Below are 13,728 nucleotides of genomic sequence, written 5' to 3'. Positions count from 1 at the left end.
TTATCCCGTAAGTGCGAATTCGGCGCGCGAGCCTTCGTCATTTGCGCCGACCCAGTTGAGCGCGCGGTGGTCGCCGAAATGGGTCATCGCGCCGGCCACCAGCCCATGGGCGATATGCGCAAAGGGGCGGTGCGAGGCATATTCCACGCGCAATACGTCGCCTTCGTCATGGACGGTAACCTGCGGCGGCTGCGCATCGGGATAGAGGATCCTGACCTCTTCGTGGATGTGATCGCCGACATGCGACAGCAGTTCCTCTGCGCTGGCATAGCGGCCGACGATATCGCCATAGAGCACGGTGAAGCGCTCGAAGAGATACGCGCCGAACTGGTGGCACAGATCGGCGAATTCGGCCCCCGTCGCGCGCGAGGCGGCTTCGACGACGCGCACGGCTTCCTGCCATGGATACTGGCCGACACGCGTATAGGCGCCGCCATGCGGCAGGTCGGCATCGGCCAACACTTTCTCGGCGAGTTCGGGCCCGCCGGCGCGGTCGAGAAAACCGACCAGTTCCGAAAAGATAATGCCTTTCACCGTAATCTCCGAATGCTGTGCTGCGATGTGAGTGCATCGATGCAAAGGCTGTGCCGGAATGAGGACAGGCGTATCGGGCGATAACGGCGTCATGATTTCCGTAATATGCAGCATTTCCTTGCAATTTGCAAAAGTCACTCTCGCATATTGCAACGATGCTTTGGCGATCTGGCTGTTTTGGAGGGTTCGCAATGCAGCGCATCGCTTGATGCTCGCGGCGCTTTGCGCTGTGGCGGGTGCCGAGTTCATGACAGCCTCTTGGCTGACTGGGTAATCCATGAAGTTTGGTGGCCCGCACTGCGCTTGCAGTGCGGGCCACCCGGGGGGAAGCTATTCGACGTTGATGCTGACACTGTTGCCGATAGCGGCCGCGGTCGCGGCGGCGTTCGTGCTGGCCGCAATGTTGGCAGTGACCTTGGCGATCTGACCGGCGCCGTTCCACTGGTTCAGCGAGCTGGAAACATTGCCGGCAATACCGCTGTCGAGGCTGGTCAGGGCGTAGCTGTTGCCGATCGACGCCGCGGTCGCGGTGTAATCGACGGTAGATGCGATCATGCCCGTCAGATCGGCGATCATCGTACCGGAATTGCTCTGGGTTGCGGTCAGCTTGCTGCCGCCGGGCATTTCCACGGCCAGGGAATTGCCGATCGATGCTGCCGTGCTCGTGGCCTCGGCGACCATGTTCTGGATGGTAACCAGATTCGAAGTCTGACCGCCAAGATTGTTCTGATCGATCGACAGGTCGAGGAGCGCGCCGTCGGCGTTGAACGATCCGGTGTTCCCGATCGAAGCGGCGGTTTCGGTCACTTCGCTGACGGCGTTATAGACGGTCGCAACCGAACTGGTGCCGTAGCCTTGATTGATCTGGGCCAGATCCGCCACGACATTCGCAGCCGCATCGAGCGCATAGCTGTTGCCGATGCTCGCCGCGGTTGCATTCACGCTGGCAACCGAGTTTGCCGTAGCGCTGAGGATTGAATCCTGAGTGGCGGAATTGGACTGGTCCGTGACATAATCGGCGGTCCGGGCCGTGGTGCCGACGAGACTTTCGAACGCGCTGACCAGTTCCGGGCCGCCAAGCGTCTCGAGGGCAGTCAGGATGGATCCGTCGAGCAGCTGGAAGTTGGTCCCGCCGGTCGAGCCTTCGAGCAGGCCGAGATAGACGTCGAGCAGCTCGCCGCCGCCAACTTCGACGACGGCATCGAGAACCGACTGGTCACCGAGGAGCGCGCCCGTCGAAAGATCGACATCGACTGCAACCAGCGGGTCGGGTTCGGTCGGCAGCGCGACCTGTGCGGTTGCAGGGGCTGCGGCCATGGCGAGCAGGCCCGCCGTAGTCATCAGGTAAAACTTCGTCATTTTCAGTCTCCTTCAAATTGAGTTTGCGGGCTCGCCGCTTGTTCTACGGCGTAGCTCACCGATTGAACGTTGGTTGGACAGCGGGGCGCGTCGGCGCCCCTTTGTTCGCGCATCAGGTCAATCACCGCCTTTTCGATGATCGCCCTGATCGCTCCATGCACCGGCTCCTGGCGGCGGCGTCCGACGCCGAGATCCAGGGTGGTGTTGCCGATGAATTCGAAGATTCCGGCGCGGATTTCGCGGCCGCGGATCTGTTTCTGCAGGCTGGCTACGTTGACGACACGCAGACTGCGCGCATCGATCAGGCGCAGGTCCACACCGACCGACATGACATAGGAACGGGCTCCGCCGCCCACCGGCCCGATCGAGGCCTCGGCCACATCGCTGCGGATGTTGAAATCCAGTTCGGTGATGCCGCCCAGGACGATCAGATCGGCTTCCGCAATCGACCCCGAATAGATCCGCCGATAGTCATCGGTCGGCTGGCCGTCAGGGCCGAGCAGCTTGCTGTTGGCATAATCGAGTTCCTGCAAGGCAATCCGCAGGTCCAGTCTCTCGGCAAGCGGGAAGCCTGCCTTGGCCAGAGCGGAAATCACCATGAGCGCTGCCCCCTGGGGAGCGACCGAGCCGTTCAGCCCGTCAAGCCGACCGGTGTAATCGGCAACTTCCCCCACTGCGATCCGCGGCTGTGCGATACCGCTCGTGTGCGAAGCCATGCAGCGCAGAATGCCCGAATAGGCGGTGTCACCATCGGTAACGCGCGCGCCGCTGAGGGGCGTGATCCGCTGGGGCGGCGTGTCGGCAAAGCTTGCGCATCCCCCCAGGGTCAGGCCGGTCGCTGCCAGAGCGATAGCCCGATGAACGAGTTTCTTTCCCCCGATCATAACCTTACCCTCCCTGTCCGAGCGAGGAAGGGCTGGCCGCGACAACGGCCTTCTGATTGCCCGAGCTGGCTTGACGCGCGTTCACGACAACCGTGTTGTTACTGCCGTGAACCGTGACGTTGACCATGTTGGCGATCGCAATCGCACGGCTATCCTGGCGGTGCCGCCGAGCGGGATTGGCCATCAGCCTGCTGCCCTGTGAAGCGGAGCCCGAGATGATGACGCGGTTGTGGTTGGCATCGCGCTCGAAGGACATCGGCGCGCTCTGCGGGCGGCCGGTGTCGGATGGCTGCTCGCCTGCCAGAGCTGCTGCGTTTGCGAGAACTAGAAGTAGCATGTGTTGTCCCCATTCGAAGTGTTCGGGACTCTGCTTTTCACGACCCGTGCCAAAATCTAAAAAGATTCAGAAACAACGGTTTAATGGCAGCGCCTCGGCGGCCGACTGCATTCCGCACCTCCAGCTTCGCAAAATGCGGCAGGCACGCACTGCAGATTGCGAAACGCGCATCGTGCCAACCGCCGAAACTGTAGCCCGTCGGAGAAGCTGTCAGATTATCAGTATCTTGCCGTGACCGGCGCGGGGTGCCGGTTCCAGGCCACCCTTGTTCGACGAGCCCCGCGCCCATCTCAGCCGGCTGCGCGCCGCGCATGGCCTTTTGCGTCGCCCCCAAAGGGAAACCGCCCCGCCCCCATCCGCATAGCGGAGGGAACGAGGCGGCCCTGCGGCGCCTGGGGTCGCAATTCAGGCGCTGGCAGCCATGGCCGGTTGCACACCGGCTTTCTTTCGAAGGGGTTCGGCACGGCGTAAAACCGCCTGCCAACCCGTGATGATCTCATCGTGCTGCTGCATGACCCCGGCGCGTGCGGCCCGGCCCATCGTAGGCAAGTCCGCACCTTTAAGCCGGATGATTGCGCAGGCGATCTCGGCGGCATTGCGCATTGGTGCGGCAACCCCGCCGCCGCTGCGAACCTGTTCGGGCAGGCCGTCGATATCGGCGACCAGCACCGGGCGGGCCGCCATGCGGGCTTCGGTTGCGACCAGGCCAGAGGCTTCGTAGCGCGACGGAACGACCACCGCGGAACAGGCCGCAAGCCGAGCGTCGATCGCATTGGTGGCAGGTAGCAGCCGGACGTTGTCACGCTCACTGGCGAGTTCCACCAGCCGTTTCACTTCGGGGCCCAAACCGGCCAGCGTCAGCGTGACCTCGTCGGCACGGAAAGAGCCCATGGCTTCGATCAGTGCGGCGAAGTTCTTCTCCGGGGCCAGCCGCCCATAGGCGAGCAGGCGAAGCGGGCCGCCGGGCGGCTCGAGATCGGGAACCTTGTACAGATCTTCGCGGCCGCTCCACGGATGGATCGTGTGCAGCTTTCTAGAAGGAACGCCTGCCTCGGCAAGCCACCGGCGCTGCGCGCCCGACATGGCAATCACTTCATCGACCGGCCGTGCGGCAGTCTGCAGCAGCGTGCGGAACCGCCCCGGGGAGGACACCGCCTCCGCTTCGAAAGCGCGAGTGTAGGAATATTCGACCTGAATAATCCGGGCATGCGGGTTCTTGAGCCTGAGCGCCGCCAGATAGGGCAGCCGGCCCCATGAGGGCGGCACATGGATGACGATGAGCTCGCTATCGAGCCGCACGGCGCCGGCCGGTCCGCGGCCCATGCGGATGGTTCGCGACTCGGCCTCGCGCATCATGCGCGGGTCGTCGAACAGCGATAGCGCGCGGGCGACCCCGCCCGTGCCGACATCGTCGAGGAGATGGGTAATCCGGATCATGCCGTCGCCTTGAGATAGGGGCGCGCGAGGCGGCGGAAGCGTTCGGGGCCGGTCAGCCGGGCGAGCTTGATAGCGCCCCAGGTCACCGTCGACTTGACCGGTTCCTCGAGAAAGATTCGCGGGGCGAGGCTGGCGGCGCGGCTGATCAGATCGTTGGCCAGATCCGCATTGCCGAGCTGGACCGACCGACGCGCAAGGTAGCGCAGCTGGTAGGCGCGTGCCGCATCGCCGTGCCTGGCGACCAGCTCGGGGTCATTGTCACGCGCGATATCGATCATGCGCGACCAGCTGAGGTACTGCTTGACGACATTGGCGGAAAGCGCGCCGCCGATGATCCGGCAATCGGTCAGCAGCCCTTCGATGCCTTCGAAGCTGACGCCATGCAGCGAAGCGAGACGCACCCACAGTTCGATATCTTCCGACTGGCGGAAGCTTTCGTCGAACCAGCAGGCCCGGTTCCGCTCCTGCGGGTGGGGAAATGCCGCGCGGTCGAGCGCTGTCCGGCGCAGGACCGGCGCGCTGCAATTGCCGATCGGATTGCGGCACAGAATGTCGCCGGCGGCGACATCGGTCAGCTTGGGCCGCATCGCAGCCGAGATGACCGCGCCGCGCTCGTCGATCATCCGCGAGCCGGCATAGCTCACCCCGATATGCGGGTTTGCTTGCAGGTGGTCGAAGTGCAGCTTCAGCTTGTCCTCGTGCCAGCGGTCATCGGGATCCAGCAGCGCGATATAGGGCGCCTGCGTTTCGGCGATGCCGGTATTGCGCGCGCCGGCGAGGCCGCGATTTTCCTGCGAAACGATGCGGATACGCGGATCGTCGAAGCTGCGCGCCAGATCCATCGACCCGTCCTGCCCACCGTCGCCGACGACGATCAGTTCGAAGTCCTCGAAGGTCTGGCCGAGGACCGACTCAATGGCTTCTGCGATATAGGCCTCGACATTGGAGACGGGCATCACGACAGACATGCGGGGGGAGGTCATGGCTGGTTTCCTTGGTGTTGGATCAGGCGACAATCGCGCCGGGCGCGCGCGCCCGGACGGCGCTGGCCGCGAGTGCGGCGACGGCTGCGCTCAGCAGGTACCCGGCGAGCGTTTCCCGAATGCCGCGCAGCAGATCGCCGCGTGACTTCGATACGCACGGATTGCGCGCGGAGACGCCGTGGCTGGTCTGCGAGGCGGCGAACGGGTGAAGGGAATGGCGAAAAGAAGGGATGGGGGCCTCGGCATATGGTTACCAAGACGTATTCAAGGTCCGTGCCAAACCTAAAAACGACGCAGTTCCGCGGTTCTGGAGCTTCGCTCAAGTAGCGTTTCGCAATTTGCGAGGATGCGACTTGCAAATTGCATGACTACTGCCGCAAATTGCGAAACGCCATGATCGACAAGCGTCACCGTCTTCCGCGCCGGAAAAACATCTTCAATTCAGATGGATGGAGCATCCTTGCATGGCGTTCGCCGCTCCGGGGACAATAAATTCCTCGGAGTATTCCTCCGTGCCCGCAATGACCGGTGGACGTGGGGCCTACTTATCCCCCGCGATCAGCGCTTCGTAGAGGTCGTCGACGGCCAGGAGGCAGGCGGCGACCGCTTCGCGGAAGGCTTCGATCGACGCCTCGCCTAGCGCGCGCGCCTCGCGGTAATGCGTAAGCTCTTCGACGATCCCGACCGCCCCGATATTGAGCGATACCCCGGTCAGCGCATGCGCCGCGCGGGACAGGTCCTCCTCGTCATCGGCCTCGACCGCGGTGAGCACTTCGCCCGCATATTTGGTGATGTCCTTCTTCGCGGCATCGCGCATCCGATCGCGATAGGCGTCGGGCAGATCGGTGAAGGTCCGGCGGAAGAGGTCGTGATCGAACCGCGCCTGGTTCTGGCGAACGTCGCGGCCCGAGATCAGCGCGGTGCGGATCGCGGTTTCAAGCGCTTCCTTCTTGACCGGCTTCGCCATGCAGGCGGTCATCCCGGCCGACAGCAGACGCTCGCGCTCCGACTGCAGGCTATGCGCGGTCACTCCGATGATCGGGGTGCGTGCGGCCGGCCCGCTGAGCCCGCGGATCGCCTGCGTGGCCTGCTCGCCATTCATGATCGGCATCATCACATCCATCAGGACGAGATCGAAACTCTGGCGCCTGATCGCCTCGACTGCGGCGGCGCCGTTTTCTACCGAGGTGACGAGGCAGCCCAGATCGGCGAGCATGCGCTCGGCGACATAGCGATTGCTCTCGGTATCCTCGGCCAGCAGGATGCGCGGCTGGTCGGGCAGCGCCGATGCGGTTTCCGGTGTGGGCGTGCCGACCCCGCTGGCATAGGCGACCGGTTCCGCCTCGCCATCCGAGGCCGCTTCCTCGATCAGCCGGGAGGCGAGTTCGCCGAGCTGCTCCGCTGCCTCGCGCGCGACCGACAGATCTTTCTCGCCGCCCTCGCGGACCTTCGAGCGCAGCAATTCGAGCCCGCCGCTCAACGCCGCAAGCGGGGTGCGAATGGCATGCGCCATTTCGGAAATGAACCGGTTGCGCGCGCTGAGCGCCTCTTCCACCCGATCCTTCGCACCGGCTAGCTCCAGCTGGAGGTGCGCAAGCTCGCGCACCCTTCGCTCGGCTCGCAATTGCAGCGCCCGCACACCGCGCTCGTTCTGACGTTCCTCGGTGATGTCGCGCATCGTCGCCATCAGATGGCCGGGACGATCCTCGGTGCCGGTCTCGCGCGTGATCGACCATCTGAGCCAGCGGGTCTCCCCCGTGTCCTGCCGGACGATGCGATGTTCATAGGCATGCGCCACCCCCGGCTCGGCCTCGCTGAAGAACGCAAGCCCCACACGCATGATCCGGTCGCGATCGAGCGGATGGAGCGTCGCGGCGAGCTTCTCGATCGTGGGTTCCTCGCCATCGGCCAGCCCTAGGATCGGCCCGGCACTTTCGGACATGGTGAACCCGCGCTCGCGTTCGCCATACAGCGTGGCCATCCGGATGGTCGACAGGGCGCCAAGCAGGAGCGCGCTTTCGATCTCGAGCTTTCGCGCCAGTTCGCTCTGACGCAGGCTGAGGTCCTGATTGGCGCGAAACAGCTCCTTCATCCGCTTTTCGAGCGCGGCTTCGGCACCCCTTAGCGCGCGTTCGCTACGCTCCAGCCGCGTGGCCAGGATCTCGGCGCGGCGCTCGGCGGGGATGTCGTCCATCTTATCCATCGGCGACCTCGTCGAGGATGCGGGGGAGCATGTCGAGCAGATCCGCTTCGCTGGCCACCATATGCTTGCCGTCGCGCGCGCTCTCCGCCGCTTCGACGAGCTGGATGCTCCATTCGGCACCGCATTGCGCGACGAATTCCGCATCGTCGCTGACCACGATATCGGCGGTAGCCCCGGGATCGTCCGAAGCCGGGTCGAGAACGGCGAAGCCCTCCGCATGCGCGATGACTTCGACGCGCACGGCGAGCGAAGCGCGCGCCAGCCTGATCGCGATAGTGCCGCGGGCGGGGGCTTGTTCCTTGCCAGGCCCGACGGTCTGCAGGGGCAGCGTCAGCGTCATCCGCGTCCCGCCGCTTGCCGAACTTTCGGCCGCAACCGTGCCGCCCATCTGCTGGGCGAGATCGCGCGTGATCGACAGGCCCAGCCCGCTGCCGGAGGACCGGCCGAGCGTGTCGGGCGCGCTGCCGGAGAATGGCTCGAAGATCGTCTTCATCCGCTCGGGATCGATCCCGCCGCCCGTGTCCTCGACGCAGAATGTCCAGAGATCGGACCCGGGTTCGGGCGCGTTGAACGAGAGGGTCACCTTGCCGATCGGTGTAAACTTGATCGCATTGGAAACGAAGTTGGCGAGCACCTGCTGGATACGCGCCGGCTGGCCGCACGCCCGGCCCTCGGAACCCGCCAGCACATCGATGGCGAGGCCCTTGCGGCGGGCCAGCGGGCGAAACAACTCGGCCACGCGCTCGACCAGCGCGGCGGGGCTGAACTCCTCGTCCTGTGAGACCGATTGTTCGCGCTCGGAGCGGGTCCGCTGGAGCGTCGCATCGAGCGTCTTGAGCAGCGCTTCGGACGAATCCTCCACCAGCGTCAGCGCGCGGCTGCGCTCACTTTCGGACCGTTCGCGGCGGATCTGGTCGATCAATCCGAGAATACCCGAAATCGGCGTGCGGATTTCGTGCGAGATGACCGCGAGGATGTCGGTTTTGGATCGCGCTTCGGCGCGGGCCTCGTCGCGCGCGCGCAACAGCGCCTCGGCGGCTTTCTTCTGCTCGGTGATATCCTGTGCGATCCCGTAGAAGCCAGCCAGCTCTTCGGTATTGTCGGCATCCTGGAACACCGCCGTCCCGCGCACGACGATCGGCAAACGGTCTCCCTCGGCACCGATCGCCAGCGTTTCGAAGGAAAATTCGGTTCGTGCTTCGATCGCCGCGGCGATTTCCGCCATGGTTTCGTCGCGCTTGCTCTCATCGATCAGCGCGGCAAGCTCGGCCAGCGGGATGGTTGGCGTCTCAACGCCCAGCTTTTCCCGCAGCCAGCCCGAAAGCGACAGTTCCATGGTGTGCGGATCGAGTGCGAAATGCCCCGCCTGCGCGCTCGAGTGCGCCAGCTCGAGATAGAGCAGGTTTTCTTCTATCGCGCGCTGTGCGGTGTGCTTTTCGGTAATGTCATGCCCGATATACGCCGTTCCGAAGGGCGCGCCGAGATGATCCTCGAGCGAGATCAGGATTTCCTCGAGCCAGACTTCGCGCCCGTCGGCCAGCTTGCGCGCGATGATCCGCGGTTGCGGGCCCGGCCCCGCCGGATGGCCGGTCGCAGGCGCGGACTCGGCCGACAGGCCCCATTCGCTGAGCAGCTTGACCAGTTCCTTTTCGCCGAACAGGTCGAGCGCGCCCTTGCTCGCCCGGATCAGCTGCCCCTGGTCGTCGAACAGCACCATCGCATAGCGTTCCGCCGCATTGACCAGCACGTCGAACGAATGCTGCTCGCGCGAGCGCGCCGTGGCCAGCCGATCTTCCATCTTTTCGAAGGCATGCTCGAGCTGGCGGATCTCGTCCCTGGTCCCCGCATCCAGCGCCACACCCTCGGTGGCCGAGACCCGGTCGATCCGCGTCGCGAGCCGGGCGATCCGCGAGGCGACGGTCCGGTGGAAGATCGCCGACAGCACCAGGCCGAGCGCAAGCGCCCCGGTCAGCGCGATAAGGATGACCCGCTGCGCCAGCGACCATGCGCGCGCGCTCAACGCCTGTTCTGGCAGCACGGTCAGCACGTACCAGTCGGGCGCCTGCAACTCGCGCGCCGAGACATAGGCATCGAGCGGCTGCGCGAAGACCGTCTGGTCGTCGATCCCCGCGTTTACATAATCCCAGATGGCGCGCAGGAGGGGCTCTTCCGAAGTCGCGAGGTCGACATTCGCCTCGAGCCGCCGGCTGTCGTCCCCGGCTACGCCCGAGTGATGGATCAACTTTCCGTCCCGACTGACGATGATGGTGAAGGCGTCCTCGGGCGGGGGCGTCAGCCGCCGGGTAAACTGGTCCAGCGGGATGCTGATACCCCAGGCGCCGACATGCCGATCATCGACGCGGATGGGCAGCATGCACCCGGTGGTCCAATTGTCGCCCGTCTCGTCATACAGCGGGCGTTGCAGGCTGGTGCAGCGCAGCATCCCGGCGGGATTTTCTGCCGGCGAGGTAATCCGGCTGAATTCAGCATCCTGGAAATCGAAATCGGCCGGGGCTGTGCGATAGAAGGACAATTCGTCGGGGCGCTGCGGCGCGTAGATCAGCAGGTCGTTGGCGGGCGAGAAGAAATAGAGGCTTTCGACATCGCTCGGCAGGCCATTGGTCATCTGCCGCAGCGTGTCGAAGGCGGCGAGGACGGTCGCGCGGCGGTCGTCGTCCGGTTCGGGCGGGGCGAGGAAGCCGCCAATGCCGCGCAGCTGGATCGCTCCTGCGGAGGCGCGGCCGTCCCACAAATCGTCGCGGCTATGGAAGGCTCCGTCTGCCGCAGGGACGAAGATATCGCCGATGGTGGTCGGACTGCGCTGCTCCAGCTTGCGCGCCATGGTGGCGACCGCCTTCTCCTCGGTCTCGGCGATCAGCGAGATCTCGCGGCGGAGCGTATCGGCAGCGGCGGCATTGGCGATGTCGAGTTCGCGCAGCGCATTGGCGCGATCGTCGTCGATGCTGCCGACATAGATGCTCCAGGCCATGGCACCGATGACCAGCGCAACGATCGGCAGCGCGATGAACAAGCCTCTGAGCGAGAGCGACATCGCTCGGGTTCTCGCTTATTCTTGCATGCGGCACAACGCCGTTAAGAAACGGGCGCGGCTGCGGCGCTGAATATCGCCGCCATTCGGGACGTTCGTCACGCAGCCCATCTATTCGGCCATCGTTCTTCGGACAGGCTCCGATACGCGAAGTGCACTTGCCTGCTTCGCGGGGCCTGTCTCAAACGGTTTTCAACCCTTGCTGCGCGGCGGCAGGCCCTTGCGCAAATCGCCTCGCCACCAACTCGGGCCTATTTTTTGTCAACGTTGACAGAAAAGCGCTGCGCTCCTAATTTCCGCCCGCGCTAGCCCGCACCTTACAGTGGGATGCGGGCGGCGAAATGGGAGAACGATACGTGGTGACGGCAACGGGGGCCGCGGCGGAAGCCGCGAAGCATTATTCTTCAAGCGATCCCGTGGGTGACGAGGCAGAGGGCCATGTGCATGCGCCAAGCCTGCCGCCCTTCGTCTTCGCGCTGTTCTTCATCTTCGGCGGGATCACCAGCCTCAACGATGTCCTGATCCCCAAGCTGAAAGAGCTGTTCACGCTCAATTACACGCAGGCGATGCTGGTCCAGTTCTGCTTCTTCGCCGCCTATCTGGTGATCGGCATTCCCGGCGCGAAGCTGGTCAAGCGGATCGGCTATATGCGCGGCGCGGTGGCGGGACTGCTGACGATGACACTGGGCTGTCTGCTGTTCATCCCCGCCAGCACCACTGCGACCTATCCATTGTTCCTGCTGGCGCTGTTCATTCTCGCCAGCGGGGTGGTGATCGTGCAGGTGGTGGCCAATCCGCTGATCAGCCTGCTCGGCCCGCAGAAGACCGCGCACAGCCGCCTCACTTTTGCGCAGGCATTCAATTCCTTCGGCACCTTCCTCTTTCCGCTGGTCGGTGCGGGACTGATCCTCGGCACGCTGGCCGATGTTTCCGCCGAAGATTTCGAAGGCGCCGCGCTGGCGGCCTATCGCACCGCGGAATCGGCGATGATCGTGAAGACCTATCTCGGCATCGCGATCGCGATCACCGTGGTGGCGGGCGCAGTGTGGCTGTTCCGGAACCGGCTGGAGGGCGAAAAGCACGAACCCTCGAGCGGGCTCGCGGGCTTCGACCTGCTCAAGCGGCCGCGGTTCGGCTTTGGCGCGCTGTCGATCTTCCTCTATGTCGGCGCCGAAGTGGCGATCGGCTCGATCGTCATCAATTACCTGATGCTCGACGACGTGCTCGGCCAACCCGAAAACATCGTCGGCTGGATGGTCAGCCTGTATTGGGGCGGCGCGATGGTCGGGCGCTTCATCGGCTCCGCGCTGCTGCGCATGGTGAGCCCGGGCCTGATCCTGACCGCGGTGGCGATCGGCGCAATCACGCTGATCGCGATCTCGACCAACAGCAGCGGCACGCTGGCCGCCTACAGCCTGCTGGCGATCGGGTTGATGAATTCGATCATGTTCCCGACCATCTTCTCGCTTGCCTGCGAGCGGTTGGGCAGCCGCGCGGCTGACGGTTCGGGGATCATCAATGTGGCGATCTTCGGCGGGGCGGTGGTCCCGCTGGCCACGGGCGCGCTCGCCGACCTGACGGGCAGCCTTGCGCTGTCGCTTGTGTTGCCCGCATCCTGCTATGCGATAATCGCGGTGTTCGGCTTCTACGCACGGCGGCCTGCGACCGCTTAACCCGCGCAACGCCGGGCGCATTGCCTTCCGCCGATGCGGGGGGCAGGTTGCCGCGAGATGGAGCGGCCCTTGCCCAAGATACGGACCAATCCCCTGCTGGCCGCGGTCGCGCTGGCGCATGCCGGCGGTGTGGTGGCCTATATGCCGCTGGTAACGCTGCTGCTGCCGCTCCAGGTCGAGGCGCTGGACAAATCGGCGAAGATCGACTTGCTCACCGCTGCGGTACTGATCGGCGGTGTCGCCGCGAGCGTGGCCAATATCCTCTTCGGCTGGCTGAGCGATCGATCGGTCGAGGCGGGCGGCGGGCGGCGGCGGTGGGTCGTGATCGGCCTGTGCGCGCTGGCGCTTTCCTATCCAGCACTGGCGCTGGCCCGAACACCGGCGCAATTGCTGATCGCCATTGCGCTGGCGCAGGCGGCGATCTATGCGGTGCTCGCCCCGCTGTTCGCGATCATCGCGGAGGAAGTTCCGAGCAGCCAGAAGGGCTTGGCGGGCGGGCTTCTCTCGCTCGGCAATCCGGTCGCGGCGACCTTCGCGGTCATGCTTCTGGCGGTGCCCGCACTGTCCGATATGGCGCGCTTCGCGCTGGTTCCGGTGGCTGCGGTGGGGCTGCTGCTACCACTGCTGGCGCTGCGCGCGCGCCGCTTCGACCCTATGCCGGAACCGGTGCAAAGCTGGGACCGGCGCGATCTCCTCATCGCCTCGGGCTCGCGCCTGCTGGTCCAGCTGGCCTGCGCCACGCTGGGACTATATCTGCTCTATTACTTCCAGACGCTCGTGACGGACGATCTCGATGTTGCCGCGGGGGTGGGGACGCTGCTGATGGTCTCCTACATCATCCCCCTGCCGGTAGCAGTGATCGCCGGGCGGTGGTCCGACCGTTCGGGTGTGCGCCGCCCGTTCCTGTTTGTCTCGGCAGCGGTCGGGGCGATGGGCCTGCTCGGAATGGCCGCGGCGGCAGATGCCTGGCTGGGAGCGATAGCCTTCTGCGTCTTCGCTGCGGGGACGGCAGTCTTTCTGAGCCTGCATGCGACCTTCGCAATGCAATTGCTGCCCAAACCCGATCGCCGGGGCCGCGATCTGGGGCTGGTCAATCTGGCCAACACGCTGCCCTCGATGATCGGAACGCTGATCGTGTGGCAGCTGGCCACGCCCGAGGACTTCACGCTTGTGATGCTCGCCTTTGCCGTGCTGACGCTTGCCGGGGCAGTGATGATCCTGGCGGTGCGTGAGCGCCCCGCAAGCCCGGCCGACTAATCGCGCTGGTGC

Annotated in this window: 11 protein-coding genes; 3 read left to right on the top strand and 8 right to left on the bottom strand. The window is 64.9% G+C overall.

The window, feature by feature from the left end; translation table 11 throughout:
• From J2S32_RS07490 to J2S32_RS07465, 6 genes are all read right to left on the bottom strand, one after another.
• Positions 1–534: a heme NO-binding domain-containing protein gene (locus J2S32_RS07490; RefSeq protein ID WP_253519738.1), complete on the bottom strand. Its 534-nt coding sequence runs from the start codon at positions 532–534 to the stop codon at positions 1–3.
• A gap of 330 nt (positions 535–864) precedes the next feature.
• Positions 865–1,893 (bottom strand): hypothetical protein, encoded by a 1,029-nt coding sequence (locus J2S32_RS07485; protein ID WP_253519735.1) that lies wholly within the window; start codon positions 1,891–1,893, stop codon positions 865–867.
• Between the two features lie 2 nt (positions 1,894–1,895).
• The gene (locus tag J2S32_RS07480) at positions 1,896–2,777 is read right to left on the bottom strand and encodes a CsgG/HfaB family protein (RefSeq protein WP_253519732.1); all 882 of its coding nucleotides are present in this window, start codon (positions 2,775–2,777) and stop codon (positions 1,896–1,898) included.
• A 4-nt stretch (positions 2,778–2,781) separates the two neighbouring features.
• Complete coding sequence (locus tag J2S32_RS07475) at positions 2,782–3,114, bottom strand: hypothetical protein (protein ID WP_253519729.1); 333 nt, start codon at positions 3,112–3,114, stop codon at positions 2,782–2,784.
• Positions 3,115–3,519: 405 nt separating this feature from the next.
• Entirely contained in the window at positions 3,520–4,551 is a 1,032-nt protein-coding gene (locus J2S32_RS07470) for a glycosyltransferase family 4 protein (protein WP_253519726.1), read from the bottom strand.
• Positions 4,548–5,534, bottom strand: coding sequence for a glycosyltransferase family 2 protein (locus J2S32_RS07465; protein WP_253519723.1), 987 nt, complete (start codon positions 5,532–5,534; stop codon positions 4,548–4,550). The genes J2S32_RS07470 and J2S32_RS07465 overlap by 4 nt, the downstream gene beginning before the upstream one ends.
• Between J2S32_RS07465 and J2S32_RS07460 the strand changes: the two genes are divergently transcribed.
• Positions 5,533–5,679, top strand: a complete 147-nt coding sequence (locus J2S32_RS07460) for a hypothetical protein (protein ID WP_253519720.1) — start codon at positions 5,533–5,535, stop codon at positions 5,677–5,679. The two genes, J2S32_RS07465 and J2S32_RS07460, sit on opposite strands and share 2 nt — an antisense overlap.
• Positions 5,680–6,075: 396 nt before the next feature.
• Here the strand turns inward: J2S32_RS07460 and J2S32_RS07455 are convergent, their stop codons facing one another.
• Together J2S32_RS07455 and J2S32_RS07450 are read right to left on the bottom strand one after the other, a co-directional pair.
• A complete protein-coding gene (locus J2S32_RS07455; protein ID WP_253519704.1) occupies positions 6,076–7,737 on the bottom strand; it encodes a response regulator in 1,662 nt (553 codons plus the stop codon).
• The gene (locus J2S32_RS07450) at positions 7,730–10,789 is read right to left on the bottom strand and encodes an ATP-binding protein (RefSeq protein WP_253519700.1); all 3,060 of its coding nucleotides are present in this window, start codon (positions 10,787–10,789) and stop codon (positions 7,730–7,732) included. The genes J2S32_RS07455 and J2S32_RS07450 overlap by 8 nt, the downstream gene beginning before the upstream one ends.
• 338 nt (positions 10,790–11,127) lie before the next feature.
• Between J2S32_RS07450 and J2S32_RS07445 the strand changes: the two genes are divergently transcribed.
• A complete protein-coding gene (locus tag J2S32_RS07445) occupies positions 11,128–12,459 on the top strand; it encodes a sugar MFS transporter (RefSeq protein ID WP_253519697.1) in 1,332 nt (443 codons plus the stop codon).
• Positions 12,460–12,528: 69 nt separating this feature from the next.
• Positions 12,529–13,716 carry an MFS transporter gene (locus J2S32_RS07440; RefSeq protein WP_253519694.1) on the top strand — a complete coding sequence of 396 codons (1,188 nt, stop codon included), beginning with the start codon at positions 12,529–12,531 and terminating at the stop codon, positions 13,714–13,716.
• Positions 13,717–13,728 lie beyond the last annotated feature (12 nt).

The organism is Qipengyuania citrea, from assembly GCF_024171405.1.
Classification (GTDB): domain Bacteria; phylum Pseudomonadota; class Alphaproteobacteria; order Sphingomonadales; family Sphingomonadaceae; genus Qipengyuania; species Qipengyuania profunda.
This window is presented reverse-complemented; position numbering and strand designations above follow the sequence as displayed.

Bases quoted from the DNA above. Each gene is read 5' to 3' on its own strand.
- J2S32_RS07445 (WP_253519697.1), top strand. From the start codon at position 11,128: ATGGGAGAACGATACGTGGTGACGGCAACGGGGGCCGCGGCGGAAGCC.
- J2S32_RS07485 (WP_253519735.1), bottom strand. From the start codon at position 1,893: ATGACGAAGTTTTACCTGATGACTACGGCGGGCCTGCTCGCCATGGCC.
- J2S32_RS07450 (WP_253519700.1), bottom strand. From the start codon at position 10,789: ATGTCGCTCTCGCTCAGAGGCTTGTTCATCGCGCTGCCGATCGTTGCG.
- J2S32_RS07465 (WP_253519723.1), bottom strand. From the start codon at position 5,534: ATGACCTCCCCCCGCATGTCTGTCGTGATGCCCGTCTCCAATGTCGAG.
- J2S32_RS07475 (WP_253519729.1), bottom strand. From the start codon at position 3,114: ATGCTACTTCTAGTTCTCGCAAACGCAGCAGCTCTGGCAGGCGAGCAG.
- J2S32_RS07460 (WP_253519720.1), top strand. From the start codon at position 5,533: ATGGCTGGTTTCCTTGGTGTTGGATCAGGCGACAATCGCGCCGGGCGC.
- J2S32_RS07455 (WP_253519704.1), bottom strand. From the start codon at position 7,737: ATGGATAAGATGGACGACATCCCCGCCGAGCGCCGCGCCGAGATCCTG.
- J2S32_RS07480 (WP_253519732.1), bottom strand. From the start codon at position 2,777: ATGATCGGGGGAAAGAAACTCGTTCATCGGGCTATCGCTCTGGCAGCG.
- J2S32_RS07470 (WP_253519726.1), bottom strand. From the start codon at position 4,551: ATGATCCGGATTACCCATCTCCTCGACGATGTCGGCACGGGCGGGGTC.